The 25,987-nt window shown below is 65.2% G+C and carries 26 protein-coding genes; 15 read left to right on the top strand and 11 right to left on the bottom strand.

Translation table 11 applies throughout. The features are described 5' to 3' along the window. Positions 1 to 91: 91 nt before the first annotated feature. Positions 92 to 1,297 (top strand): penicillin-binding protein activator, encoded by a 1,206-nt coding sequence (locus ONR75_RS01225; RefSeq protein WP_265081038.1) that lies wholly within the window; start codon positions 92 to 94, stop codon positions 1,295 to 1,297. A gap of 150 nt (positions 1,298 to 1,447) precedes the next feature. Here ONR75_RS01225 and hemW read toward each other — a convergent pair whose 3' ends face one another. From hemW to rph, 3 genes are all read right to left on the bottom strand, one after another. Then, entirely contained in the window at positions 1,448 to 2,608 is a 1,161-nt protein-coding gene (gene hemW, locus ONR75_RS01220) for a radical SAM family heme chaperone HemW (protein WP_265081037.1), read from the bottom strand. Further along, positions 2,598 to 3,236, bottom strand: coding sequence for an RdgB/HAM1 family non-canonical purine NTP pyrophosphatase (gene rdgB, locus ONR75_RS01215; RefSeq protein WP_265081036.1), 639 nt, complete (start codon positions 3,234 to 3,236; stop codon positions 2,598 to 2,600). Before rdgB ends, hemW begins: the two co-directional genes overlap by 11 nt. A gap of 144 nt (positions 3,237 to 3,380) precedes the next feature. Continuing rightward, on the bottom strand, positions 3,381 to 4,106 hold the full coding sequence (gene rph, locus ONR75_RS01210; RefSeq protein WP_265081035.1) for a ribonuclease PH: 726 nt from the start codon (positions 4,104 to 4,106) through the stop codon (positions 3,381 to 3,383). 155 nt (positions 4,107 to 4,261) lie between these two features. Between rph and hrcA the strand changes: the two genes are divergently transcribed. Continuing rightward, entirely contained in the window at positions 4,262 to 5,350 is a 1,089-nt protein-coding gene (hrcA, locus tag ONR75_RS01205) for a heat-inducible transcriptional repressor HrcA (RefSeq protein ID WP_265081034.1), read from the top strand. A gap of 105 nt (positions 5,351 to 5,455) precedes the next feature. Continuing rightward, positions 5,456 to 6,049: a nucleotide exchange factor GrpE gene (grpE, locus tag ONR75_RS01200; protein WP_265081033.1), complete on the top strand. Its 594-nt coding sequence runs from the start codon at positions 5,456 to 5,458 to the stop codon at positions 6,047 to 6,049. Between the two features lie 142 nt (positions 6,050 to 6,191). Here grpE and pncA read toward each other — a convergent pair whose 3' ends face one another. Both pncA and ONR75_RS01190 read right to left on the bottom strand, forming a co-directional pair. Next, the gene (pncA, locus tag ONR75_RS01195; RefSeq protein ID WP_265081032.1) at positions 6,192 to 6,908 is read right to left on the bottom strand and encodes a bifunctional nicotinamidase/pyrazinamidase; all 717 of its coding nucleotides are present in this window, start codon (positions 6,906 to 6,908) and stop codon (positions 6,192 to 6,194) included. Between the two features lie 111 nt (positions 6,909 to 7,019). Further along, complete coding sequence (locus tag ONR75_RS01190) at positions 7,020 to 7,961, bottom strand: hypothetical protein (protein ID WP_265081031.1); 942 nt, start codon at positions 7,959 to 7,961, stop codon at positions 7,020 to 7,022. A 357-nt stretch (positions 7,962 to 8,318) separates the two neighbouring features. Between ONR75_RS01190 and dnaK the strand changes: the two genes are divergently transcribed. The 8 genes from dnaK (at position 8,319) to ONR75_RS01150 (ending at position 15,593) form a co-directional block, all read left to right on the top strand. Continuing rightward, positions 8,319 to 10,217 carry a molecular chaperone DnaK gene (gene dnaK, locus ONR75_RS01185; protein ID WP_265081030.1) on the top strand — a complete coding sequence of 633 codons (1,899 nt, stop codon included), beginning with the start codon at positions 8,319 to 8,321 and terminating at the stop codon, positions 10,215 to 10,217. 153 nt (positions 10,218 to 10,370) lie between these two features. Beyond that, positions 10,371 to 11,513, top strand: coding sequence for a molecular chaperone DnaJ (dnaJ, locus tag ONR75_RS01180; protein WP_265081029.1), 1,143 nt, complete (start codon positions 10,371 to 10,373; stop codon positions 11,511 to 11,513). A gap of 93 nt (positions 11,514 to 11,606) precedes the next feature. After that, entirely contained in the window at positions 11,607 to 12,209 is a 603-nt protein-coding gene (locus ONR75_RS01175) for a class I SAM-dependent methyltransferase (protein WP_265081028.1), read from the top strand. Positions 12,210 to 12,262: 53 nt separating this feature from the next. Beyond that, the gene (locus ONR75_RS01170; protein WP_265081027.1) at positions 12,263 to 12,838 is read left to right on the top strand and encodes an NADPH-dependent FMN reductase; all 576 of its coding nucleotides are present in this window, start codon (positions 12,263 to 12,265) and stop codon (positions 12,836 to 12,838) included. Positions 12,839 to 12,844: 6 nt separating this feature from the next. After that, positions 12,845 to 13,558 (top strand): orotidine-5'-phosphate decarboxylase, encoded by a 714-nt coding sequence (gene pyrF, locus ONR75_RS01165; RefSeq protein ID WP_265081026.1) that lies wholly within the window; start codon positions 12,845 to 12,847, stop codon positions 13,556 to 13,558. Positions 13,559 to 13,726: 168 nt separating this feature from the next. Continuing rightward, a complete protein-coding gene (locus ONR75_RS01160; protein ID WP_265081025.1) occupies positions 13,727 to 14,029 on the top strand; it encodes a DUF1330 domain-containing protein in 303 nt (100 codons plus the stop codon). A gap of 106 nt (positions 14,030 to 14,135) precedes the next feature. Then, a complete protein-coding gene (gene dapB / locus ONR75_RS01155; protein ID WP_265081024.1) occupies positions 14,136 to 14,951 on the top strand; it encodes a 4-hydroxy-tetrahydrodipicolinate reductase in 816 nt (271 codons plus the stop codon). 18 nt (positions 14,952 to 14,969) lie between these two features. Next, positions 14,970 to 15,593, top strand: coding sequence for a 2,3-bisphosphoglycerate-dependent phosphoglycerate mutase (locus tag ONR75_RS01150; protein WP_265081023.1), 624 nt, complete (start codon positions 14,970 to 14,972; stop codon positions 15,591 to 15,593). A gap of 334 nt (positions 15,594 to 15,927) precedes the next feature. On the opposite strand, the gene ONR75_RS01145 is transcribed toward ONR75_RS01150, so the two are convergent. Both ONR75_RS01145 and ONR75_RS01140 read right to left on the bottom strand, forming a co-directional pair. Further along, the gene (locus ONR75_RS01145; RefSeq protein ID WP_265081022.1) at positions 15,928 to 16,836 is read right to left on the bottom strand and encodes a bifunctional helix-turn-helix domain-containing protein/methylated-DNA--[protein]-cysteine S-methyltransferase; all 909 of its coding nucleotides are present in this window, start codon (positions 16,834 to 16,836) and stop codon (positions 15,928 to 15,930) included. Between the two features lie 54 nt (positions 16,837 to 16,890). Further along, entirely contained in the window at positions 16,891 to 17,409 is a 519-nt protein-coding gene (locus tag ONR75_RS01140) for a DUF2244 domain-containing protein (protein WP_265081021.1), read from the bottom strand. 22 nt (positions 17,410 to 17,431) lie between these two features. Between ONR75_RS01140 and nth the strand changes: the two genes are divergently transcribed. Then, positions 17,432 to 18,199, top strand: a complete 768-nt coding sequence (gene nth, locus ONR75_RS01135) for an endonuclease III (RefSeq protein ID WP_265081020.1) — start codon at positions 17,432 to 17,434, stop codon at positions 18,197 to 18,199. 172 nt (positions 18,200 to 18,371) lie between these two features. Here nth and ONR75_RS01130 read toward each other — a convergent pair whose 3' ends face one another. Together ONR75_RS01130 and ONR75_RS01125 are read right to left on the bottom strand one after the other, a co-directional pair. Next, a complete protein-coding gene (locus ONR75_RS01130; RefSeq protein ID WP_265081019.1) occupies positions 18,372 to 19,526 on the bottom strand; it encodes a winged helix-turn-helix domain-containing protein in 1,155 nt (384 codons plus the stop codon). Between the two features lie 4 nt (positions 19,527 to 19,530). Then, positions 19,531 to 20,283 carry a sulfate transporter family protein gene (locus tag ONR75_RS01125; RefSeq protein ID WP_265083905.1) on the bottom strand — a complete coding sequence of 251 codons (753 nt, stop codon included), beginning with the start codon at positions 20,281 to 20,283 and terminating at the stop codon, positions 19,531 to 19,533. Between the two features lie 402 nt (positions 20,284 to 20,685). Here ONR75_RS01125 and ONR75_RS01120 point away from each other — a divergent pair, with 402 nt between their 5' ends. Beyond that, positions 20,686 to 21,096 carry a response regulator gene (locus ONR75_RS01120; RefSeq protein ID WP_265083904.1) on the top strand — a complete coding sequence of 137 codons (411 nt, stop codon included), beginning with the start codon at positions 20,686 to 20,688 and terminating at the stop codon, positions 21,094 to 21,096. Then, complete coding sequence (locus ONR75_RS01115) at positions 21,080 to 23,056, top strand: PAS domain-containing sensor histidine kinase (protein ID WP_265081018.1); 1,977 nt, start codon at positions 21,080 to 21,082, stop codon at positions 23,054 to 23,056. Before ONR75_RS01120 ends, ONR75_RS01115 begins: the two co-directional genes overlap by 17 nt. 27 nt (positions 23,057 to 23,083) lie before the next feature. Here ONR75_RS01115 and ONR75_RS01110 read toward each other — a convergent pair whose 3' ends face one another. Continuing rightward, on the bottom strand, positions 23,084 to 23,989 hold the full coding sequence (locus tag ONR75_RS01110) for a YiiX/YebB-like N1pC/P60 family cysteine hydrolase (protein ID WP_265083903.1): 906 nt from the start codon (positions 23,987 to 23,989) through the stop codon (positions 23,084 to 23,086). A 192-nt stretch (positions 23,990 to 24,181) separates the two neighbouring features. Here ONR75_RS01110 and ONR75_RS01105 point away from each other — a divergent pair, with 192 nt between their 5' ends. Then, entirely contained in the window at positions 24,182 to 25,591 is a 1,410-nt protein-coding gene (locus tag ONR75_RS01105; RefSeq protein WP_265081017.1) for a flavin monoamine oxidase family protein, read from the top strand. 175 nt (positions 25,592 to 25,766) lie between these two features. Here the strand turns inward: ONR75_RS01105 and ONR75_RS01100 are convergent, their stop codons facing one another. Next, the gene (locus tag ONR75_RS01100) at positions 25,767 to 25,952 is read right to left on the bottom strand and encodes a hypothetical protein (RefSeq protein WP_265081016.1); all 186 of its coding nucleotides are present in this window, start codon (positions 25,950 to 25,952) and stop codon (positions 25,767 to 25,769) included. Between the last annotated feature and the right edge of the window lie 35 nt (positions 25,953 to 25,987).

The raw sequence follows: 25,987 nt of genomic DNA, 5'->3' as shown, positions 1-25,987 counted from the left end.
TTAACTTTTTGCCGACAATATGTCGGAATTGACCCTCCATGTCTGGAGGTGGAAGTCCGGGCCGATCTCGGTCGGTCGAGGAAGAAATGCGATGGCGGGACCGTTCAATCCCAGGTTTGGCAGGCAGGGTTCGAGCCGGCGCACCGCGCTCGGGCTGCTTCTTGGCGCGCCCCTGCTGGGCGCCTGTGCCGGAGTCCAGCAGACCCTGAGTAACAATTTTGGTGGTGGCCCCGGCCAGCCGCCGGCCGGCCCGGCGCAGCAGCCGCTCGCAGTCGGAACCGGCCAGGTCAAGGTCGGGCTGCTGCTGCCGCTGTCGGCGGCGGGCAATGCCGGCGTTGCCGCGCAGTCGATGAAGAACGCCGCCGAAATGGCGCTGGCCGAATTCCAGAATCCCAATATCCAGCTGCTGATTAAAGACGACGCCGGCAGCCCGCAGGGCGCCCAGCAAGGCACCCAGCAGGCGCTCGACGAAGGCTCGGAAATCATTCTCGGACCGCTGTTCGCGCAGTCGGTGCCGGCGACGGCGCAACTGGCGCGCGCCCGCGGCGTCTCGGTGATCGCATTCTCCACCGATGCCAGCGTGGCCGGCCGCGGCGTCTATCTGCTCAGCTTCCTGCCGGAGTCCGACGTTAACCGCATCATCGATTACGCCGCCTCGACCGGAAAGAAATCCTTCACCGCCATGCTGCCGGAAAATGCCTATGGCAATGTGGTGGAAGCCGCGTTCAAGCAGGCGGTCGCCCGCAAGGGCGGACGCATCGTGGCGTTCGAGAAATACGGCACCGACCGCAGCAATGCCGCCCGCAACATCGCGGCGGCGCTGGGCGGCGCCGACGCGCTGTTCCTGGCTGACGATGGCGACGCCGTGGTGACCACCGCCGATGCGCTGGTCGGGGCGGGCGCCAATCTGCGCAACGTGCAACTGCTCGGCACCGGGCTGTGGGACAATCCGCGGGTCTATGGCAGCGCCAATCTGCAGGGCGGCCTTTACGCCGCGCCGGATCCGTCCGGCTTCCGTGCCTTCGCCGGTCGCTACCGCGCCAAGTACGGCGCCGATCCGGTGCGCACCGCGACGCTGGCCTATGACGCGGTGGCGCTGGTCGCCGCGCTCGCCCGCACCCAGGGCGGCCAGCGCTTTTCGCCGGAGGTGCTGACCAATACGTCGGGCTTCGCCGGCATCGATGGCCTGTTCCGCTTCCGCAGCGACGGCACCAACGAGCGCGGCCTCGCGATCATGCGCGTGGCGCCCGGCGGCGGTCAGTCGGTAGCGGGATCGCCGAAGAGTTTCGGGACGTAACACTGAAACTTGTCCCGGACGCAGTGCAGTGCGCCTCCATCAGGAGGCGTAGTGCACTGCAGAGCCGGGACCGTACCAAACTCGGTCGCCCGCGACGGTCCCTGCTCTGCGGAGCGGCATGAAGGATGCCGCACCGCGTCCGGGACAAGTTCAGGCCGCCAGATCCGCGACCACCGCATCGAGCACTGGAAAGCCCTCCTGCGTGACGCGCAGGCGGCCGCTGTCCTCGACAACGATGGCGCCTTCGTCGCGCAGGATTCTGATGCGGTCGGCATCGAGCGCGCGGCCGGAGAGCGCCTTGTAGCGCGCGGGGTCGATGCCTTCCCTGAGCCGCAGCCCCATCAGCAAAAACTCGTCGGCGCGTTCTTCGCTGTTCAGCAGGTCGTCGGTGATGACGCCATCGCCGGTGTCCTCGACGCGCGTCACCCAGGCCTCCGGCCGCTTCTCGGTGGCGATGGCGTGGCGGATACCGTCGATGTCGAGCCGGCCGTGGGCGCCCGGGCCGATGCCGGCATATTCCTGGCCGCGCCAGTAAACGAGGTTATGTTTGCATTCCGCGCCGGGGCGGGCGTGGTTGGAAATCTCGTAGGATGGCAGGCCCTGTTGCGCGCAGACCTCCTGTGTCACGTCGTACAGACGCCGCGCCATGTCTTCGTCCGGCGTCTTCAGCTTGCCGGCGGCGTGCAGGCCGAAGAACGGCGTGCCTTCCTCGATGGTCAGTTGATACAGCGACAGATGCTCGGCGGCTTCCGAGATCGCGAGCTTGAGTTCGCTGGTCCACATCTCCGGCGTCTGGTCGGGGCGCGCATAGATGAGATCGAAGGAATAGCGATCGAAGGCGCTGCGCGCGATCGCCACCGCATCCAGCGCCTCGCGCGCAGTGTGGAGACGGCCGAGGGATTTCAGCGAGGCATCGTCGAGTGCCTGCACGCCGAGCGAGACGCGATTGACGCCGGCGGCGCGGTAGCCGTGAAAACGCGTCGCATCGACGGAGGTCGGATTGGCTTCCAGCGACACTTCGGCATCATCAGCGACGTGCCAGTGCTTGCCGATGGAATCGAGGATGGCGCCGATGGTCTGCGGCTTCATCAGCGACGGCGTGCCGCCGCCGAAAAAGATCGACGACACGGTGCGGCCGGGTGTGCGCGCCGCGGTGGTCTCGATCTCGCGCGCGAAGGCGCGGGCAAAACGTTCCTCGTCGATCGGCTGGTGGCGGACATGGCTGTTGAAGTCGCAATAGGGACACTTCGACAGGCAGAACGGCCAGTGCACATAGACGCCGAAGGCGTCCTGTCTCGCGTCAGCGCTCAAGGCAGATCTCCGCCAGTTTGACGAAGGCTTTTGCGCGGTGCGACAGGCCGAGGCCGAGTGGCGGCAGGCCGTGCTTCTCGATGCTGGTCATCTCGCCGAATGTGCGGGTGTGGCCGTCCGGCAGGAACGACGGGTCGTAGCCGAAGCCGGCATCGCCACGCACCGGCCACACCAGCGTGCCGTCAGCGCGGGCCTCGACCTCTTCCAGATGCCCGTCGGGCCAGGCGACGCACAGCGCCGAGACGAAATGCGCCTTGCGCTTGTCCGGCGTGGTGGCGCCGCGCTCCTGCAGCAGTCGTTCGATTTGCGTCATCGCCGCGGTGAAATCCTTGGACTCGCCGGCCCAGCGCGCGGAGTAGATGCCCGGAGCGCCGTCGAGCGCGTCCACCACCAGACCGGAATCGTCGGCAAAGGCCGGCAGTTGCGCAGCCTGCGCTGCGGCAATCGCCTTGATGGCGGCATTGGTTTTAAAAGTATAGCCGGTCTCGTCGGGCTCGCCGAGCCCGAGTTCGCCGGCAGAGACGGCCTCGATGCCGTAAGGCGCCAGCAGCTCGCGCATCTCGGCCAGCTTGCCGGGATTGTGGGTGGCGATCACGAGGCGGCCGGTGATTCGGCGATGTTGAGTCATGAGAGAATCTTAGTCCGTAGCCCGGATGGAGCCAACGGGTCGCGCGAAGCGCGCCCGATGATAAACTCCGCGCAATATGGGGCCCGCGTGCATGTGATGAATGGGAATCCCGGATTTCGCTTGGCTCCATCCGGGCTACGGCAGTTACGCCACCGCGATCTTCTGCAGCTCGACCAGCCGGCCGATGCCCTGTTGCGCAAGGCCCATCAGCTTCAGGAATTCGTCCTGCGAGAACGGGGTCTTCTCCGCTGTGCCCTGCACCTCGATGATGCGGCCGTCACCGGTCATGACGAAGTTGGCGTCGGTATCGGCCTCGGAATCCTCGGCATAGTCGAGGTCGAGCACCGGGGTGCCGTTGTAGATGCCGCAGGAGATCGCCGCGATATTGTCGCGCAGCACCTTGTCGCCGTCGCCGTTCTTGAACATGTTGCGGCTCTTCATCCAGCCGATGCAATCGGCCAGAGCTACCCAGGCGCCGGTGATCGAGGCTGTGCGGGTGCCGCCGTCGGCTTGGATCACGTCGCAGTCGATAGTGATCTGGCGTTCGCCGAGCGCTTCGAGATTGACCGCGGCGCGCAGCGATCGGCCGATGAGGCGCTGGATCTCGACGGTGCGCCCGCCTTGCTTGCCGGCTGCGGCCTCGCGGCGGGTGCGCTCCAGGGTGGCGCGCGGCAGCATGCCGTATTCGGCGGTGACCCAGCCCCGCCCCTGGCCCTTGAGCCACGGCGGCAGCCGTTCTTCCAGCGTCGCCGTCACCAGCACATGGGTGTCGCCGAATTTCACCATGCAGGAGCCTTCGGCATATTTGACCACGCCGCGTTCCAGCGACACGGCGCGCAGTTCATCGGGCGCACGACGGCTTGGCCGCATGAGTAAAATCCTTCCGAAAATTCAAAAAAGCCAGTTCGCGGTGCTTTTAGGGGGTGGGCCGGCAGCGGCAAGGGCTGCACGGACCTATTGCCGCAATGGGTGCTTGTAAGTCGGGCCCCGGAGCGACAAATTAGGGGCTGTCACAGGAGTTGCCCTTGGCCCATCACGATCCGATCGGCCTGATTGCCGCCAATGCCGGGCTCGCGCAGCTCAACGAGCGGTCGCGTGAGATTTTCCGGCAAATTGTCGAAAGCTACCTGGCCACCGGCGAACCGGTCGGCTCGCGCAACATTTCCCGCCTGATCACGGTGCCCTTGTCACCGGCGTCGGTGCGCAATGTGATGTCGGACCTCGAGCAGCTCGGGCTGATCTACGCTCCGCATACCTCCGCCGGGCGGCTGCCGACCGAGCTCGGCCTGCGCTTTTTCGTCGACGCCCTGATGCAGGTCGGAGATCTCACCGAACCGGAGCGGCAGTCGATCCAGGCCCAGTTGAGTTCCGCCGGCCGCCCGCAGTCGGTCGAGGCGGCGTTGGGCGAGGCGCTGACCCGATTGTCCGGCCTGACCCGCGCAGCGGCGGTGGTTCTGACCGCCAAGGCCAATTCGCGGCTGAAACACATCGAATTCGTCCGGCTGGAGCCGGAACGGGCGCTGGTGGTGCTGGTGTCCGAGGACGGCCAGGTAGAAAACCGCGTGCTCACCCTGCCGCCGGGGGTGCCGACATCGGCGCTCACCGAGGCCACCAACTTCCTCAATGCGCGGATTCGCGGCCGCACCCTCGACGAGGCCCGGCTGGAACTGGAGACGGCGCTGGCGCAAAACCGCGCCGAACTCGACCAGCTCACCCACAAGGTCATCGCCGCCGGCATCGCCAGCTGGTCGGGCGGCGACAATGACGACCGGCAGCTGATCGTCCGCGGCCACGCCAACCTGCTGGAGGATCTCCATGCGCTGGAGGATCTGGAGCGGGTCCGGCTGCTGTTCGACGATCTCGAGGCCAAGCGCGGCGTCATCGACCTCTTGGGCCGGGCCGAACGCGCCGAGGGCGTCCGGATCTTCATCGGCTCGGAAAACAAGCTGTTCTCCCTGTCCGGTTCCTCGACCATCATCGCGCCCTATAGCGACGGCGCCGGTCAAATCGTCGGCGTGCTCGGCGTGATCGGACCGACCCGGCTGAATTATGCGCGGGTGATCCCGATGGTCGACTATGCCGCAAGGGTGGTCAGCCAGATGCTCGGCGGATGACCGGACGCCGCCCCGATTTACCGGTTGCGCTTGATTTTTGCCCTGCAAACCACGATATCCGGCGCAGCAATCCCCCATACCAAGCGTTTTTCAGAAGGCAGCGTGATGACTGATTCCAACGGGTCGAACGAGAATCCCGAAAAGCAGGCTCAGCCCGCCGAACCGGTGGTCTCCAAGCCGTACATCATGCCCGACGATCCGGAGCCGAATTCGGTCGAGGCCCTGACCAAGGAAGCCGCGGAATCGCGCGACAAGATGCTGCGCACGCTGGCGGAAATGGAAAACCTGCGCAAGCGGACGCAGAAGGAGATCGCCGACGGTCGCACCTATGCGATCACCAATTTCGCCCGCGAGGTGCTGGATATTGCCGACAGCCTGCAGCGCGCCCTCGATGCGCTGCCCGCCGAGACCAAGGCCCAGGCCGAATCCGGCATCAAGGCGCTGATCGAAGGCGTCGAGCTGACTGAGCGCTCGCTGCACAACACGCTGGAAAAGAACGGCGTCAAGAAATTCGATCCGGCCGGTGAGAAGTTCGATCCGAACTTTCAGCAGGCGATGTACGAGGTGCCGGACGCTTCGGTGCCCGCCGGCACCGTGGTGCAGGTCGTGCAGGCCGGCTACACCATCGGCGACCGCGTGCTGCGCCCGGCGCTGGTCGCGGTGTCCAAGGGCGGCGCCAAGGCCGCCGCATCGGAGTAATCGTAGTCTGTCGTCACCCGGCTTGACCGGGTGACCCAGTATTCACTTAAAGGTCTGAGTTTACTGGATCGCCCGGTCCTGGCGCGCAATTGCGCGCAGGCCGGGCGATGACAGCTGAGTATGACGTAAAGGCGTTGTGCCTCTACGCCACCAGATCCGTCGAATTGATCCGCCTCACCCCGGCCTTGGCCATATCGGCCCAGGCCTTCGCCAGCGAGCCCTGGGTGTCGATGCCGCGGCAGGCGTCCTCCACGACATAGGTGTCGAAGCCGGCTTTGCGCGCGTCGAGGGCGGACCAGGCCACGCAGAAATCCGTCGCCAGGCCGGCGATGAACACGCGTTGCAGCTTGCGTGACTTCAGGTAGGCGGCGAGGCCGGTCGTGGTCCTGCCATCGGCTTCGGTGAAGGCCGAATAACTGTCGACGTCCTTGTGAAAACCCTTGCGGATCACCAGCCCGGCCTGCGGGATCGCGAGGTCTTTGGACAGCCCGGCGCCGTCGGTGCCCTGCACGCAATGGTCCGGCCACAGCACCTGTTTGCCGTATTTCAGGTCGACGGTCTCGAACGGCTTCTTGCCGGCGTGGGACGAGGCGAACGAGACGTGACCCGGCGTGTGCCAGTCCTGGGTCATCACCACATCGGCGAATTTCTTCGCCATAGCGTTGATGACAGGCACCACCTTGTCGCCGTCCTTCACCGCGAGGCTGCCGCCCGGCAGGAAGCAGTTCTGCACGTCGATCACCAGCAGCACGGATGTCTTGTCGATGCTGACCTTGCCTGCAGCCTGTCCCGTTTTCGGCACCAGACTGGCCATGGCCGCGACTCCCAACCCCGCAACAATCTCTCGTCTGTTCGGCATCGCTGATCTCCCGAAGAACACCAGCAAATCAGGTCGCGGGGAGCCGGTAAAGGCGGATGCGCGGCCGAGGCGGACCAAATTTCAGCCGCCGCCTGCATGTTTTGCGCGCCGTCAGCGCGGCTCGATGCCGTCGCGCACCGCCCGGAACCGCGGGAAGGCCTTCGACCAGTCGTCGCGCGGCGTGCTGGCAACGATCCGCATCGCCACATTGCCGCTGGTGAAACGCAACCATTGCACCACGGTGACCGGGGTGTTGGCCTTGCCGCTGACCGCGTCGATGCGCGTCTCGTAACCGGGGGCGCCGTCGAGCCGCATCGGCTCGGACATGGTGATCCTGGCGTCGCGCAGGCCCGGGATCATTGTCGCCGCCTGCTGGGCGAAACGGCCGCGATCTTCCGCCTTTTCCGGCGCCGAGGCGGTGGTGCCGATCACCATGTAGGGCGACGCTTCGACGCCGGTTTCGGCGGCTTCGTCGGTGGCGTCAGTCAGCAGGATGGTTGCGCCCGGCGCCAGCGTGCGCACCGTCTTGAAGTTGCTCATCTCGGTGATCTTGAAGGGCAGCAGGCCGAGCTGTTCCTCGATCGGCACTTCCTTGCGCACCGACGCGGAAGAGAACATCTGGCGCACCGCGTCGTCGGTGTAGATCTTCATGGCGTTTTCCGGGACCTGCACGGCAATGTAGCCGGAGAAGGTGCCGCCCGGCATGATCATCGAATAGCGCCTGATGTTGCCGGTGGCATCCTTGCCGTTCTCGACGGTGTAATAGGCCTTGCCCGCTGCCGTCTCGAGGGTCTCGGGCTTCACGCCGCCGGCGGGGCCGGCCTTGAAGGCGTTCTCGACCTCGCCATAGGCGGCGGCCGGAAGCTCCGTGACCAGCACCTTGACGCCCTGGTCGGAGGTCTCGAAGCCGGTGAAGGTCTTCGCCGGCGCCAGGCCGACCAGCGGCGTCATGCCGATCCTCAGGCCCGGCGGGTAGACCGCGTCGGCGGCGAGAGCCGAGGTCGCGGCCCCCAGCAACAGGGTCAGCGCGAAAAGCGGAGCGATGTTTTTCATGAAAATCTACTGGGTTCGCATTGCGGCTGTACGATGGTCGCGGACTGCGGCCATTGATGCCAGGACGCCGCAGCCGACGGCCATGCTGTAGCGGATTTCGCGTTCCGGCAACAGATCAGGGCCCAATGCGTTCCCGTCCGGTCCGCCCCTGCCGCCCGGCGCAACCGGCCGGATCGATTAATCTTTTGCCTTGCAGGCGTTTTCCTTGGCTTGGCCATGGGTCCGGTCCTTGCGGCCCCCACCCCCTCCTATATGAGGCCTACCGTCGCAATATCGCGAGCATTTGATTATTGGGGGTTTGGATTGGTGCGCCGTCAGGGCCCAGCCAACCTGCCGCAAAAGAAGGGTATGAGGACCATGGGAAAGGTCATTGGCATCGATCTCGGCACCACGAATTCGTGCGTCGCCGTCATGGATGGAAAGTCACCTAAAGTCATCGAGAACGCGGAGGGCATGCGCACGACGCCGTCCATCGTTGCTTTCAGCGACGACGGCGAACGCCTCGTTGGCCAGCCGGCCAAGCGCCAGGCCGTGACCAATCCCGAGCGCACCATTTTTGCGGTCAAGCGCCTGATCGGCCGCCGCTACGACGATCCGACCGTGGAGAAGGACAAGAAGCTTGTCCCCTACAAGATCGTCAAGGCATCGAACGGCGACGCCTGGGTCGAGGCCGACGCCAAGACCTACTCGCCCTCGCAGGTCTCCGCCTTCATTCTGCAGAAGATGAAAGAGACCGCGGAAGCCCATCTCGGCGCCAAGGTCGACCAGGCCGTCATCACGGTCCCCGCTTACTTCAACGACGCCCAGCGCCAGGCCACCAAGGACGCCGGCAAGATCGCCGGCCTTGAAGTGCTGCGCATCATCAACGAGCCGACCGCGGCGGCGCTGGCCTACGGTCTCGACAAGTCGAAGAGCGGCACCATCGCGGTGTACGATCTCGGCGGCGGCACCTTCGACGTCTCGATCCTCGAGATCGGCGACGGCGTGTTCGAAGTGAAATCCACCAACGGCGACACCTTCCTCGGCGGTGAAGATTTCGACATGCGCCTGGTCAGCTATCTCGCCGACGAATTCCAGAAGGAGCAGGGCATCAACCTGCGCAACGACAAGCTTGCCTTGCAGCGCCTGAAGGAAGCCGCTGAAAAGGCCAAGATCGAGCTGTCGTCGACCACCCAGACCGAAATCAACCTGCCCTTCATCACCGCCGACGCTTCGGGTCCGAAGCATCTGACCATGAAGCTGACCCGCGCCAAGTTCGAAGCGCTGGTGCAGGATCTGGTCGAGAAGACCATCGAGCCTTGCCGCAAGGCGCTCAAGGACGCCGGTCTGACCGCGGCCGAGATCGGCGAAGTGGTTCTGGTCGGCGGCATGAGCCGCATGCCGAAGGTTCAGGAAGTCGTCAAGCAGCTGTTCGGCAAGGAGCCCCACAAGGGCGTCAACCCGGATGAGGTCGTCGCGATCGGCGCCGCCATCCAGGCCGGCGTGCTGCAGGGCGATGTCAAGGACGTGCTGCTGCTCGACGTGACCCCGCTGTCGCTGGGCATCGAGACGCTGGGTGGCGTGTTCACCCGCATCATCGAGCGCAATACCACGATCCCGACCAAGAAGAGCCAGGTGTTCTCGACCGCCGAGGACAACCAGAACGCCGTGACCATCCGCGTCTTCCAGGGCGAGCGTGAAATGGCGGCCGACAACAAGCCCCTCGGTCAGTTCGACCTGATGGGCATTCCGCCCTCGCCGCGCGGCATGCCGCAGATCGAGGTCACCTTCGACATCGACGCCAACGGCATCGTCAACGTGTCGGCCAAGGACAAGGCGACCGGCAAGGAACAGCAGATCCGCATCCAGGCGTCCGGTGGTCTTTCGGAAGCCGACATCCAGAAGATGGTCAAGGACGCCGAAGCCAACGCCGCCGACGACAAGAAGCGTCGCGAAGCGGTGGATGCCAAGAACCACGGCGACGCCCTGGTTCACACCACGGAGAAGGCCCTCACCGAGCACGGCGACAAGGTTGCCGCGCCCGAACGCCAGGCCATCGAGGATGCTTTGAGCGACCTCAAGGAAGCGCTGAAGGGCGACGACGCCGAGGCGATCAAGACCAAGACCCAGACGCTGGCGCAGGCTTCGATGAAGCTCGGCGAGGCGATGTACACCCAGCAGGCCGAGGCCGACGCGGCCAAGGATGCCGCGAAGGATGACGTGGTCGACGCGGAGTTCACCGAAGTCGACGACGACAAGCCGAAGAAGTCGGCCTGATAGGCGAGCAAAATGGTGGCCCTCATCCGGAGCAGCGCGTAGCGCGTCTCAAAGGATGAGGGTCATTTTTTGTTAAGTGAGGGGCGGCATCCTGTGAAGCGAGTTGCTTCGGATGCGCCTCGGATGAGGACGAACTTCGGGCGGATTTGACGGATGTCGACCACCAAGCGCTGCTATTACGAGTCCCTTGAAGTCGAACGCACGACGGATGACGCTGGCCTGAAGTCGGCGTTCCGCAAGCTGGCGATGAAATGGCATCCGGACAAGAATCCGGGCGATGCCGCCGCCGAGTCCCGTTTCAAGGAAATCGCCGAAGCCTACGAGGTCCTCAAGGACGGCGACAAGCGCGCCGCCTATGACCGCTACGGCCATGCCGCCTTCGAGCAGGGCAATGGCGGCGGCGGCGCGGGCTTCGGCTCCGGCTTCGCGTCCTCGTTCTCCGATATCTTCGAAGACCTGTTCGGCATGGCCGGCCAGCGCGGCGATCGCAGCAGCGGCGGTCGCGAGCGCGGTGCCGACCTGCGCTACAACATGGAGATCACCCTCGAGGAAGCCTTCACCGGCAAGACCGCCCAGATCGAGATTCCGGTGGCGGTGACCTGCGAGTCCTGTTCCGGCACCGGCGCCAAGGCCGGCACCAAGCCGAAGACCTGCACGACCTGCGGCGGCGCCGGCCGGGTGCGCCAGGCGCAAGGCTTCTTCACGCTGGAACGGACCTGCCCGAGCTGCCAGGGCCGCGGCCAGATGATCGAGGATCCCTGCCCGGGCTGCGAAGGTGCCGGGCGCATCGAGCGCGAGCGTACTTTGTCAGTCAATATCCCGCAGGGCGTTGAGGACGGCACCCGCATCCGGCTATCCGGCGAGGGCGAGGCCGGGGTCCGCGGCGGGCCGGCGGGCGACCTGTACATTTTCCTGTCGCTGGCGACCCATGAATTCTTCCAGCGCGACGGCGCCGACCTGCATTGCCGCGTGCCGATCTCCATGGTGACGGCATCGCTGGGCGGCGAGTTCGAGGTGCCGACCATCGAGCGCGGCAAGACCAAGGTGAAAGTGCCGTCCGGCACCCAGTCCGGTCGCCGTTTCCGCGTTGCAGCGAAGGGCATGCCGGTGCTTCGTTCGCGGCAGATGGGCGACATGTATGTTCAGGTGGTGGTCGAGACGCCGCAGAACCTGACCAAGAAACAGCAGGAGCTGCTGGCCGAGTTCGAAAAGCTGTCGTCCGGTGCAACGCAACCGGAGGCGGCGGGTTTCTTCACTAAGGTCAAGGACTTCTTTGGCACCCGGGCCGGCTCCTGAGGTCCGATTCGCTTGACCGTTCGAGCCTTGGCCTGTACCTCTTTATGACCAAATTCTGACAGCCCGCGTTTCGCGGTCCCGCCTGGAAGCGACATGCCTCTGCAATCGTCCGCGCGAGCGTTGAAAAAGCCCCAGCGTCTTGACGATGAGGTGCGTTTCCTGCGGTCATGGATCGAGAAGCCGCTGCGTATGGGCGCGGTGATGCCGTCGGGCAAGGTGCTTGCCCGCACCATGGCGCAGTATGTCGATGTCGATTCCACCGGTCCTGTGATCGAACTCGGGCCAGGCACCGGCGCGATCACCACCGCATTGCTGGCCCACGGCATCGACCAGAAGCGTTTGGTGCTGGTCGAATTCAATCCCGCCTTCTGCGCGCTGCTGCGCGAACGTTATCCGCAGGCCACCGTGGTGCAGGGCGACGCCTATGCGCTGCGCGACACGTTGTGGAACGTGCTGAAGGAGCCGGCGGCCGCGGTGGTGTCCGGGCTTCCGCTGGTGACCAAGCCGATGCTGACCCGGCTCAAGCTGATCCGCGATGCGTTCGTCGCTCTGGCGCCTGGCGCGCCGTTCGTGCAGTTCACCTATTCGGTGGCGCCCCCGATTCCCAAGACGCTGCCCGGCGTATCCACAGAGGCGTCCGAGCGGATCTGGATGAATCTTCCGCCCGCCCGCGTCTGGGTGTATCGCAAGGGCTGATACGGTCCGATGCCGTGACCTCGCGGCGGGCCAGCCCCGAACGCGATTGAATCATGTCCGCGCTGAAAATCCTCGTCATTCCCGGCTCATTGCGCAGCGGTTCGCTGAATGCGCGGCTCGCGGCCGTTGCCATTGACGAGCTGGTGCGCGCCGATGTCGAGGTGACCCTGCTGTCGCTCGGCGATTTTCCGCTGCCGATCTATGACGGCGACCTGGAGACGTCCGGCGTGCCGAAACACGCCGTCAATCTGAAGCGCATGATCGGTGCGCATCATGGCGTGCTGCTCGTCACCCCCGAATATAATTCATCGCTGCCGCCGCTGCTCAAGAACGCCATCGACTGGGTCTCGCGGGTCCAGGATGCCCACGAGACACGGGGCGAGGTGTTTCGCGGCCGGCCGTTCGCGATCGCCGCGGCATCGGGCGGGCGGCTCGGCGGCAGCCGCTGCCTGCAGGCGCTGCGTCTGGTGCTGTCGGCGTGCCGGGCTTTGGTGATCCCGAACCAGCTGGCGCTGTCCTTCGCCAATGACGCCTATGACGAGACCGACCGGCTCAAGCACGCCGCCGACAGGGAGGTGCTGTCCGCGATGGTGCGGCAGCTGGTCGATGTCGCGCAGCAAATGAAGTGAGGTGAGATGCAGTCCCCGAACATGACTCCCCGCGACCGGCTGATTGTCGGTCTCGACCTGCCGAGCGTTGAAGCCGCCGAGGCGATGATCGCGCGGCTGGGCGACAGCGTGACCTTCTACAAGATCGGCTACCAGCTCGCTTATGCCGGCGGCCTGCCGCTGATCCGCAAGCTGGCCGATGCAGGCAAGAAGGTGTTCGCGGACCTCAAGCTGCACGACATCGGCAATACGGTGGCGAGCGGCGTCGCAAGCGTGGCTTCGCTCGGCGCCACCTTCCTCACCGTGCATGCCTATCCGCAGACCATGCAAGCCGCGGTGCAGGGACGCGGCAGCTCGAGCCTGAAGATCCTCGCGGTCACCGTGCTGACCTCCTATGACGACAACGACCTGCAGGCCGCCGGCTACCGGCTCGGCGTCACCGAGCTGGTCGAGGCCCGCGCCCGCCAGGCCCAGGCGCTCGGCATCGACGGCATCGTTTGCTCGCCCGAAGAGGTCGCCAACCTCCGCAGCATCGTCGGACAACAGATGACCCTGGTGACCCCCGGCGTGCGCCCGGCAGGCAGCGCGCTCGGCGACCAGAAGCGGGTCATGACCCCCGGGGACGCCATCCGTGCGGGAGCCGACCATGTGGTGGTGGCGCGACCGGTGATGCAGGCGTCCGATCCCAAAGCGGCGGCGGAAGCCATTGTCGAGGAAATCGCGGAGGCGGTTCGGTCTTAGTATTGTGCCCCGGACTCGATGCAACACGTAGTGTTGCTTCGCAGAGCCGGGGTCCCGGTATCGAGAAAATCGGGATCCCGGGTCTGCGCAGCAGCGTAAAGAACGCTGCAGCGCGCCCGGGAAACAAGGGAAGTTGCTGCAAGAAACAACGAAATCACGGAGGACCATATGGCCAAGGGTTACTGGGTCGCACGCATCGATGTGCACAACATGGACGGCTACAAGGACTACATCGCGCAGAACGGCGCGGTATTCGCGGCATTCGGCGCCAAATTCCTGGTGCGCGGCGGGCAGCACGAGACGCGGGAGGGCAGTTCCCGCTCGCGCAACGTGGTGCTGGAATTCAAGGACTACGCCACCGCGCTGGCCTGCTACAATTCGCCGGAATACCAGCGTCTGGTGGCGATGCGCGCGCCGCATTCCGAAGGCGATCTGGTGATCATCGAAGGCTATGACGGTCCGCAACCTTAAGCATGGCGTCACTGTTTCAGCCGTTTGACGCCCGGTATCCGACGGCGCGTGTTGCCGCAGGGCCGCGGCGTGGTTATATCGCCCCTACAGACTTGAAAGGCGTTCGATGTCCCCAATGCGATTGATCGTTGCTGGCGCCGGCGGCCGCATGGGCCGGGCATTGATCCGCGCCATTTCGGACACCGAAGGCGCCGTGGTGGTCGGAGCGCTGGAAGCGCCGACCTCGGAACTGCTCGGCAAGGATGCCGGCGTGCTGGCCGGACTGCCGGCCAGCGGCGTCAAGCTGTCGGCCGATCTGTGGACCATGTCGAAGGATGCCGACGGCATCCTCGACTTCACCGTTCCCGCCGCCACCATCGCCAATGTGGCGATCGCCGCCGAGCGCGGCATCGTCCATGTGATCGGCACCACCGGGCTGTCGGCCTCCGACAATGCGGTCATCAAGAGCGTCACCTCGCAGGCCATCGTGGTGCAGTCGTTCAACATGAGCCTCGGCGTCAACCTGCTGGCGGCGCTGGTCAAGCGCGTGGCGCAGTCGCTTGGCGAGGGCTTCGACATCGAGATCGTCGAGATGCATCACCGCGCCAAGATCGACGCGCCGTCGGGCACCGCTTTGATGCTCGGCGAAGCCGCAGCGCAAGGCCGCGGCATCGTGCTGGCGGATCATTCGGCGCGCGGCCGCGACGGCATTACCGGCGCCCGCACTGCCGGCGACATAGGCTTCGCCAGCCTGCGAGGCGGCACCGTGTCGGGCGATCACAGCGTGATCTTCGCCGGGCCCTATGAGCGCATCGAGCTGACGCACAAGTCCGAGGACCGCATGCTGTTCGCCCACGGCGCGCTGAAGGCGGCGCTATGGGCGCATGGCAAGAAGCCCGGACTGTATTCGATGGCCGACGTGCTCGGCCTGGGTGACATCTAAGCAGAAACGGAATCAGGAATGACCGACCGCCTTCTCGTGCTCGTGCGTCACGGCCAGAGCGACTGGAATCTGAAAAATCTCTTCACCGGCTGGAAGGACCCCGACCTCACCGAGAAGGGCGTGGCCGAGGCGAAGGAAGCCGGGCAGAAGCTGAAGGCGCAGGGGCTGGTGTTCGACATCGCCTTTACTTCGGCGCTGACCCGGGCCCAGCACACGCTGGATCTGGCGCTGACGGAGATGGGCCAGACCGGCCTGCCGATCACCCGGCATCAGGCGCTGAACGAACGCGACTACGGCGATCTGTCCGGCCTCAACAAGGACGACGCCCGCAAGAAGTGGGGCGAGGAGCAGGTGCTGATCTGGCGCCGGTCCTACGACGTGCCGCCGCCCGGCGGCGAAAGCCTCAAGGACACCTTGGCCCGCACGTTGCCGTATTACGTGCAGGAGATCCTGCCCTGCGTGCTGCGCGGCCAGCGCACGCTGGTCGCCGCCCACGGCAACTCGCTGCGCGCGCTGATCATGGTGCTGGAGAAGCTGTCGCCGGAAGGCATCCTGGCCCGCGAACTGGCCACCGGCGTGCCGATCATCTACCGGCTCAATGCGGATTCCACGGTGGCGTCGAAGCTCGATCTGGCGGGGTAGGTCTCGTACCCCGGACGCAGCGCAGTGCGCCGCGGAGCGGCGTAGTGCGCTGCAGGGGCCCATTTGTGATCAAGGGCTGGGTCCCGGATCTGCGAAGCGGCATAAGAATGCCGCATCGCGTCCGGGACACGATTGGAAGTCTAGTAGTTCCCCCTACCTGACCCGCTTTCCAGCCCTCTCAACTGTCATCGCCCGGCCGGCGCGCAATTGCGCGCCTGGACCGGGCGATCCAGTAATCGCCGGCAGTCGTGATGGAGTCGCGGCGCCGGTGTCTACTGGATCCCCGCATGCGCGGGGATGACATGAGAGTTTGAGGCACCGACGTGGCGGCGTATCAATTCGCCCCCACCTGACCCGCTTCCCAGCCGATCATCGCCTGCTTGCGGGTGATGCCCCAGTGATAGCCGGTCAGCGCGCCGGACTTGCCGAGCGCGCGATGGCACGGCACCACGAAGGAGATCGGGTTCTTGCCGACCGCCGCACCCACGGCACGCGAGGCCTTCGGGCTGTCGATCTTGCTGGCGATGTCCGAGTAGCAGACCGCGCGGCCCATCGGGATCTTCAGCAGCGTCTCCCAGACCCGGACCTCGAAATCGGTGCCGATCAGCAGCACGCGCAGCGGCTGCTCCGGATTCCACAGCCTGGCGTCGAAGATGCGCCGCGCCATGGCGGCGGTGCCTGCATTGTCCGCAATGAATGTCGCGCGCGGCCAGCGCGCGGCCATGTCGGCGAAGGCCGGCTGCTCCTCGCCGGGATCGGAAAATGCCAGTCCGGCAAGCCCGCGATCGCTGGAGATCACGATGGCCGAGCCGAACGGACAGGGATGGAAGCCATAGCGCAGCTCCATGCCGGCGCCGCCGGTTTTCCATTCGCCGGGCGACATGGCCTCATGGGTGACGAACAGGTCGTGCAGCCGGCCGGGGCCGGACAGGCCTGAGTCCAGCGCCGCGTCGAGCACGCTGGCGGAATCGCGCAGCAGGCCCTTGGCATGGTCCAGCGTCAGCGCCTGCATGAAGGCCTTCGGCGTGAGCCCGGCCCAGCGCCGGAACAGGTGATGCAGCTCATCGGGCGTGAGTCCGGCGGCGTCGGCGATGGCCTCGATCTCCGGCTGGCTGCGCCAGCGCGCCGAGATGAAGGCGATGGCGCGGCGCACGCAATCATAGTCGCGCAAGGCGGCATCCTGGGCGCCGGGCCGGGTGAGGCGATGGTCACTCATCGCTAGGTTTTTGGCGAGGTTCATCATGGCTGCAAGCTAGCCCCGGGCAACGTTGCCAACCACCCGATTTCCGACCTGCGGTCATGTCAGCGGATTATAGGTCGGGCCCCGTTTGGCGGCCTGCAGCGCGGCTCTGAAGGCTTTGACGAAGCTGGCTTTTTCGTCCGGTCCGAGGAACCTGGCGATGGACACCCGCCGGCCGCGCGAGACCAGGAACAGCTGCTCGATGCCGAATTCTTCGTGGGTGACATGGTCGAGCTGGACCCACAGCGGATTGAGCACCCATTCGACCACCTGGCCGCGATGGCTGACCCGGCGCACCCGCAGCTCGGTCGGCGTGACGGTGATCTCCTCGGTGTCCCCGGCGCGGCGGTAGCTGACCCGGAACGCCCACCAGATCGCCAGCACGTCGAGGCCGAAAAAGCCGAACACCGGCCAGGCGCCCATCATCAGGAAGACGATGCCGGCGATGAACGAGACGCCACCGACGAACAGCATCAGCGCCAGAAAGCCGGTGCGGCTGAGCGAGCGGTGTGGGGTCAGCAGCGCCGTGAACAGCTTTGGCTCTGCCGCTTCGTCAAAATCGTTGCCGGGTGTCATCGGCTGTCAGTATATCCCGATCATGGCGAAAATCACCCGCAAGCTGCCGGCCAGGAAAATCGGAACCGCCGCAAAATCCGTCGGCGCCACGCCGAAGGCCAAAGTCGGCAAGGCTGCGCCGAAGCCGAAAAAGCTGAAACCCAATTCTTTAAAGCCTTGGAGCCCTGCCGAGGTCCGTGAGGCCTTCGTGCGCTTCCGCCGGGTGAATCCGGAGCCGAAGGGCGAGCTGGAGCACGTCAATCCGTTCACGCTGCTGGTGGCGGTGGTGCTGTCGGCCCAGGCCACCGACGCCGGCGTCAACAAGGCGACCCGCGCCCTGTTCGCCATTGCCGACACGCCGCAGAAGATGGTCGAACTCGGCGAGGAGACAGTGCGCGAGCACATCAAGACCATTGGTCTCTACCGCAACAAGGCCAGGAACGTCATCGCGCTGTCGGAGAAACTGATCGCCGAATTCGGCGGCGTGGTGCCGCGCACCCGCGCCGAGCTGGAATCGCTGCCCGGTGCCGGCCGCAAGACCGCCAATGTGGTGCTCAACATGGCGTTCGGCGAACACACCATGGCGGTGGACACCCACGTGTTCCGCGTCGGCAACCGCACCGGCATGGCACCGGGCAAGAACGTGCTCGAGGTCGAGCTCGAGCTGGAGCGTGCGATCCCGGAGGAGTTCATGATGCACGCGCATCACTGGCTGATCCTGCACGGGCGCTACACCTGCCTGGCGCGGCGGCCATTGTGCGAGAAGTGCGTGATCAACGATCTCTGCAGGTGGCCGGAGAAGACGGTGTAGCTGACGTGTATTGGACGCTGTCGCGTTTCCCGGACGCGGTGCAGCGCACTTGCGCTGCTCCGCGTCCGGGATCCAGCTTTCTTAGCTGAGCTGGGCCCCTGATCTTCAGCGCACCACGCTGCAAGTGCAGCGTAGTGCACTGCGTCCGGGGAACGACTGAGCGTGCGTCGATTCACTCCGCCAGCTGAAACCGCTCGAACCGGTGCAGCTCGTCCTCGATGCGCGCCTTCATGCCCTTCGGCGCGCGGCCGCCGACCCAGCTCCATTTCTGCATCAGCAGCTTCTGCTGCTTGCGATCGGTCTTGAGATCGATGGCGGCGACGATGCGGTCGCCGACCAGCACCGGCAAGGCGAAGTAGCCGAACAGCCGCTTCTCCTTGGGCAAATAGGCTTCGAAGCGATGTTCGTAATCGAAGAACAGATGCGTGCGCTTGCGCTGGATGATCAGCGGATCGAAGGGCGACAGGATGTGCACCAGTTCTGAAGCGTCGCCGGAACTCTCCAGCACCTCCGGCTGGCCCCAGTGCTCGACCTTGCCGGCGCCTTCCAGCGCCACCGGCACCAACTCGCCGCGCCGGACGCGCGTCTCGATCACCTTGCGGATCGCCGGCTTGCTGCCGGCGGCGAGATGGCAGATCGAATCGAGGCTGACGAGACCCTGCGCGCGCAGCGCGCGGTCGAGCAGATAGCCCAGTCTGTCCGATGGCGAGGCTGGCTTCGGCAGCCTGTCCCAGCCGAAATGGCGCTCCATCAGCTCATAGGTCTTGAGCATGCCGTCGCGTGCGCTGACGGTCAGCACGCCGGTGTAGAATGCCAGTTGCAGCGCGCGCTTCGACGGCTTGCGGCTGCCCCACGCATGCTGCTTGTCCACCAGCACGTCGTCGTCGATGTCGCGAATGGTCAGCGCGCCGTCCGTGCGGATCAGCGTCAGCACTTTTCGCAGATCCGCCGGCGTCACGGTGCCGAACCACTTGTGACCCTCGCGCTTGTGCCGCTTCATGGCGGGCAGGAAGAAGCGCAGGTCCTTCGACGGCACGTAGGCCAGCGCGTGGGTCCAGTATTCGAACACGCTCTTGTCGACGCTCTGGGCCTGCTGCAGGTCGGCGCGCCGATAGGCCGGGATGCGGGTGAACAGGATGTGGTGGTGGCAGCGCTCGATGACGTTGATGGTGTCGATCTGCACATAGCCGAGATGGTCGATCGCCGCCGCCGTGGCCCGCGGCCCGTCGCCGAACGGCGCGGATGTGTCGAGCCGCTGCGCGCGCAGCCAGACGTTTCGCCCCTGCGCCTTGGTCAACATCAAAGGTTGGGCGGGGCTGCGCGCCATCGTGTCAGGCCATCGGCATTCTGCCCGGCCGCGCGGGCTCGATCAGCTCGGGGCGTGGGCCGCTCAGTCGCTTGTGCATGTGCACCATGAAGGCCATGCCGAACAAGGGCGTGGCGAGGTTGACGATGGGGATCGAAACGAAGGCGGCGATCACCAGGCCGGCGGTGAAGATCGTGCCGGCATATTGCTTGCGCATCAGCTTGGCCTCGGCCGGCGAGCGGAACCGCATGGCGGCAAGCTCGAAATATTCGCGCCCCAGCAGCCAGGCCGTGGCGATGAAGAAGGCGATGAAGCCGAGGCCCGCGAGGAACACGAAGGGCAGCGCGACCAGATAGACCAGGATGGTCAGCAGGGCCGTCTTGACGCCCTCGGTGATGGCGAGGCCGAACGGCAGCGCAGTGCCGACGCGCTCGGCCGGATAGTGCTCGCGCTCGACGATGTCGGCGACGTCGTCGACGAACACGCTGGCCACCAGCGACGTGATTGCGGGCATCAGGAAAACCGCGCCCAGCACCACGCCGAGGCCGGCGGCGATCGACAGGATCCACGCCAGCACGTTGAGTGCGCCGTGGGAGCCCGGTCCCAACGCCGTCTCGGCCCAGACTTCGCCGGACACTGCGAACCAGCTCAGCAGGCGCTGCAGTCCGATCGCGAGCACCACGATCAGCACCAGCGCCAGCCCGATCGACTTCCACAGGATGGCGCGCATCGGCGGCGACAGGATCTGCGAAAGTGCCTTCGCGGCGGCATCGAGCATCATGGGTTCCTCAGCAAAATCGTTGTCCGAGAGGTATTCATGTCCCTGTATTTGGACAAGAGCCAGATGGCGACCTCCGTTGTACTTCGTGGCGTCGCGACATCTGCCTCTCGACGCGAGATCACCGACGCGATTGGCCGAGCGCGGCAGACGATCGACTTGCGAGTCGCTCGGAACGTCAAATACCCAAGCGAACTGTGCCTGACCGGGTAGCATGATAAGCGATCTACGCAGTTTATCGTCTTTTTCGCGCAGAATCGCGCTTATGTTCAGCGCTGCCCTTGACGCAACCAGCGTGCAAGTCCCTGCTGCAGCACGTCCATGTTGTAGCCTCACTCACACGGTGCAATCTCAGTTGACGGGACGTGTCGCGTGAACAACGCTGTGCACAGGGAGGCAATTGTGCTCCAAGTCCTCGTCGTCGATGACGATCTTCTGGTCCGATCAGCGATTCGCGCCTGGCTCAATCATCGCGGCTTCAACGTCGTCGTCGCCGATGGCGGAGAAAGCGGCTTGCGGGAACTTGAGCGCACACATTTCGATGTCATGATCGTCGACATTTTCATGCCGCACATGCGCGGCTTCGAGTCCATCAGGGTGTTCCACGAACGTGCCCCGCAGATACCTTTGATTGCCATCTCTGGCTACGTGTTCGCCGAGCAGCGTGCGCCTGCGCCTGATTTCCTGCGCATGGCGCTGGGTCTCGGTGCGTCGCGATGCCTGCGCAAGCCGTTCACGCCGGCCACCCTGATGGCTGTGATCGATGCCTGTCTGCGCGAAAGCGAAAGTTATCCGCATGAAGCCGACGGATAGTCCGCAAATCCCGGAAAGCACCGACGCGCGATGGCTGCGCGCCGTCGTCGAGACAGCGGTCGATGGCGTCATCCTGATCGATGCCGCCGGCAAGGTGCTGAAATTCAATCCGGCCTGCGTCAAGCTGTTCGGATACAGTGCCGACGAGGTGATCGGGCAGAACGTCAAGATGCTGATGCCCGGGCATTACCGGCAGGAGCACGACCGCTACCTCGACAACTACAATAGCACCCACGAACGCAAGATCATCGGCATCGGCCGTGAGGTGACGGGTCAGCGCAAGGGCGGAACGACCTTTCCCATGGACCTGTCGGTCGGCGAGGCCAAGGAGGAAGACGGCTCGATCTTCGTCGGTATCATCCATGACCTTACCGAGCGCGAGCGTACGGAGCGGGCGCTGCGCGAAAGTGCCGCGCGGCTGCGCGCGGTGGTCGATACAGCGGTCGATGGCGTCATCCTGATCGATGCCCGTGGCCGCATCCTGATGTTCAATCCCGCCTGCGAACGGCTGTTCCAGTATCGCGCGGAGGAGGTCATCCACGAGAACGTCAAGGTGCTGATGCCGACGCCCTATCGCGCCGAGCACGACGGCTATCTCAAGCACTTTCGCGACACTGGCGAGCGCCGGATCATCGGCATCGGCCGCGAGGTGATGGGCCGTCGCAAGGACGGCTCCACGTTTCCGATGGACCTGTCGGTCGGCGAGGCCAAGCAGGACGGCGAAGCGATCTTTGTCGGCATCATCCACGATCTCACCGAACGCAAGCGCACCGAGGAGCAACTGGTGCAGGCGCAGAAGATGGAGATCGTCGGCCAGCTCTCCGGCGGCATCGCCCACGACTTCAACAATCTGCTGACGGTGATCGTCGGCAACGCCGAATTCCTCAGCGAGCAGTTGAGGGCACGGCAGGATCTGCGGCAGCTCTCCGATGACATCGGCAGGGCCGGCGACCGCGGCGCCGAGCTGACCCAGCAACTGCTGGCGTTCAGCCGCCGGCAAATCCTTCGCCCGGTAGCGATCGAGTGCAACAAGCTGCTCGACGGCATGCACAAGCTGCTGCGTCGCACGGTGCGCGAGGACATCGAGATCAAGACCATGTTCGAACCGGAACTGGCGCTGGCCTTTGCGGATCCTGCACAGCTCGAATCCGCGGTGCTCAATCTCGCCGTCAATGCGCAGGACGCGATGGTCAAGGGCGGTCGTCTCACCATCTCCACCGCCAATGCATCGCTCGACGATCACTACCAGCGCCTGCATCCCGAAGTGGCTCCCGGCGACTATGTGCTGGTGGCCATCACCGACGATGGCGAAGGCATGGCGAAGGAAGTGATCGACCGGGTGTTCGAGCCGTTCTTCACCACCAAGGAAGTCGGCAAGGGCAGCGGGCTCGGGCTCAGCATGGTCTACGGCTTCGTCAAGCAGTCGAGCGGTCACGTCTCGATCTACAGCGAGCCCGGCCTCGGCACCACCGTGCGGATCTATCTGCCGCAGGCCGCGATGAAAGCGCCGCGCTCGCCGGAGCTGATTCAGCTGGAGGAAACCGTGCTCCCCAGCGGCACCGAGACCGTCCTGGTGGTCGAGGACGATCCGTTCGTGCGCTCCTACGCGGTGATGCGCCTGCAAAACCTCGGCTACGCCGTGGTCGCAGCCGTCAATGGCGCCGACGCGCTGGAGAAGCTGAGGGCGGATAGCTCGATCGACGTGCTGTTCACCGACATCGTGATGCCGGGCGGCATCAATGGCTGGGAGCTAGCGGAGCGCGCCCAGCAGGTACGGCCGGGATTGCCGGTGCTGCTGACATCCGGCTATGCGCTGGAAACCCTAGCAAGGCACGGCCAGCACCGGGAAGGCTCTGTCGTCCTCGTCAAGCCCTATCGCAAGGCCGAACTTGCGCAGCGGCTTCGCGAAGTCATCGGTCAGGCGCCAGCGCTGCAACCGCCGTCGCCGCAGACAGGCTAACCCGCCGCGCAGCGAGGCGGGCTGAGGCTACGCCAAGCGGACCCGGCGTGCGGCCAGTTCGTCGTGCAGTATCACTACTTCTGCAGCGAAAATCGACGCCTCCGCGTCAGCCGTTTCAGGAACAAGCGGCGGCGCCTCGACGGGCCCTTGAAATGGACCGAATGCGTCCGCTACCTCCCGGAGCGGCTTCTGCTTGTCGGCCCAATGCAGCGCGGTGTAGTCGAAGCCCAGCTCGATGGTCGGCTTGACCACTTCGAAATACGGCGAGATGTCGAAGTCACGCGGCATGTACAGCGAGGAATCGCGGATGTGCAGGATCTCGCGGCGGGCAGCGCGGCTGCCGGCGCGGGTGATCTTCGGCAGGATCGGATAGCGCACGGCGTCAAAGGCCTGGGCGATCAGTGCCGAGCAGATGATCTTGGTGGGGTCGCCGGAACCGAAGGCGATCATGCGCCGGCGCCAGCGCTGCGGGATCGGCAGCGGAATGAGGAAGCGCATGAGGTCGACAATGTTCTTGGTGTCGTAGCCGAAGCCGATGCGGTTGATGGCGTAGCGGCACACCGTGTAGCGATCCTCAAACGACAGCCCGACCGGGCGACAGATCCGTGTGTGGTAGGGAAAGTATTTCGACAGCGGCGCCGAGGTGACCCCTTCGCCAATATTGGCCTCGATCAGCACGTGCGGTTCGCCGTCGGGCTCGGCTGCGCCGTCGATCTCGCCGACGAAGAGCGCGGCGTGCGACCATGTCGATTGCGTCAGATACTTGATGATGCCGGAGACACGGTTGTTGCCCTCGACCAGGATCACGTCGCCGGGTTGCACGATATCGCGCAACCGTTCCGGATCGCTGGGCGTAAAAGGTTCATAACCCGGCACCTCCTTCTGGAGGTAGCCGGCGATCAGCTTTCCGACCGTATCGAGCACGACGCCCATCTTGGTCACTCCCCTGCGGTTCGTCCCGACCGCTCTGTTCGTGCTACATGATGGTCGAAAGCCATTGCAATTTGGTTCACGTGCCGCGCGTCCCACTCATGATTGATTCACCATGGCAGTTGCCGCATCCCCATGAATGCGGCAAAGTTCGTCGCACGTTCTCCCGTTTCGCAAAGTCTTGGAAACCATCACATGACAATTACGCGCCGCGATTTCGTCTCGGCGTCCTCGGCATTTGCACTGGCCACCGCGTTCGGTGCAAGCGCGCGGGCCGCGCCGCTGCCGCGCGATGCTGACATTGTCGTGATCGGCGCCGGTGCCGCCGGTATCGCTGCGGCCAGGCGGATCGTCGCTGCCGGCCGCAAGGTGATCGTGGTGGAGGCGTCCGGCCAGATCGGCGGTCGTTGCCTCACTGATACCACCAGCTTCGAGACCCCCTTCGATCGCGGGGCGCGCTGGTTGCATAATCCGGAAACCAATGCGCTGGTGAAGCTCGCCCGTGCCGTCGGCGTGGAACTCATCCCGACGCCGGGCAGCCAGAAGATCCGTATCGGCCGCCGCAACGCGCGCGCCGGCGAGACCGAAGAGTTTCTCGCCACCCTCGTGCGCGCCAACCGCGCCATTGATGACGCCGCGCGCAAGGGCGATCCATCCTGCGCATCGGCGCTGCCGAAGGATCTCGGCAACTGGGCCGGCGCTACCGAATACGTGCTCGGCGCCTATGCCGCCGGCAAGGACCTGAAGGACCTCTCCGCTCTCGATCATGTCCGCGCGCAGGAACGCGGCACCGAGATCGCCAGCCGGATCGGGCTCGGCGCGCTGATGGTCAAGCTCGCCGACGGTTTGCCGGTGGCATTGTCGACGCCGGCCACGCGGGTGAACTGGAGCGGTCGCGACATCGCGGTCGAGACGCCGGCGGGGCGGATCGCGACCCGCGCGGTGATCGTCACGGCATCGTCCAACGTGCTGGCTTCCGGTGCCATCGGCTTCACGCCGGAGTTGCCGAAGCGGCAGCTCGACGCGGCCGCGAAACTGTCGCTCGGCAGTACCGACCGTATCGCGCTGTGGATGCCCGGCAATCCGCTCGCGCTCGGCCGCGACGAGCTGATGATCGAGCAGAGCACCGATACGCGCACCGGCGTGATGCTCGCCAATGTCGGCAGCTCCGCGCTGTGCACCGTCGATGTCGCGGGCGCCTTCGGCCGCGATCTGTCGGCGCAGGGCGAGGCGGCGATGGTCGCCTTTGCGGTGGAGTGGCTGACCAAGCTGTTCGGCAGCGACATTGCGAAAGCGGTGACCAAGAGCAGTGCCACGCGCTGGAATGCGTCGCCCTTCATCAAGGGCGCCATGTCTGGCGCAGTGCCCGGCGGACAGTTCGCCCGCCGCGCATTGATCGAGCCGATGGGCAATCTGTTTCTCGCCGGCGAAGCGACCCACGAAACCCTGTGGGGCAGTGTCGACGGTGCCTGGGAAACCGGCGAACGCGCTGCCGACGCCGCGCTCAAGAAGATCGGCGCGTTGAAGGATACCGAGGCGGAAAGGCCGGCGCGCCCGGCGCGCAAGCCGAAGCCACGGGCGCGATCGAGCAACGCGGTGGAGTAATTACAAGAGCCTCTTTGGCCGTCATCCCAGCAGAAACGCAATTGCGTTTCGGCTGGAGGTGCCGTCGCACTTGCGACGGCCATCGAAGGATGGGCCGCGCGCTCCGACACCCATCCTTCGAGGCTCGCCCAAGCGGGCGAGCACCTCAGGATGACGGCAGAGTATTTGTCTGGCTTTAGCGAAGTACGCCGTCGAACAGCGGTATGAAGATCACCGCCGGGCCGAAACCGGAAACCCCGCGGGCGAGGCCGGCCACGAAGGCGGTGACAACGAGGCAGATGAGCGAGGCATTGCTGTAGGAGGCGAGGCCAAGATTCTGAAAAAGATCCTGAGCAAGATCCTGAACGAGACCCGCCGTCACGCTTTCACGTCCGGCAGGTCGCCCGAAAACCGTCC

Source organism: Rhodopseudomonas sp. P2A-2r (genome assembly GCF_026015985.1).
GTDB lineage: Bacteria > Pseudomonadota > Alphaproteobacteria > Rhizobiales > Xanthobacteraceae > Tardiphaga.
The sequence above is the reverse complement of the archived record's forward strand: the minus strand, read 5'-3'. Positions and strand labels throughout refer to the sequence as shown.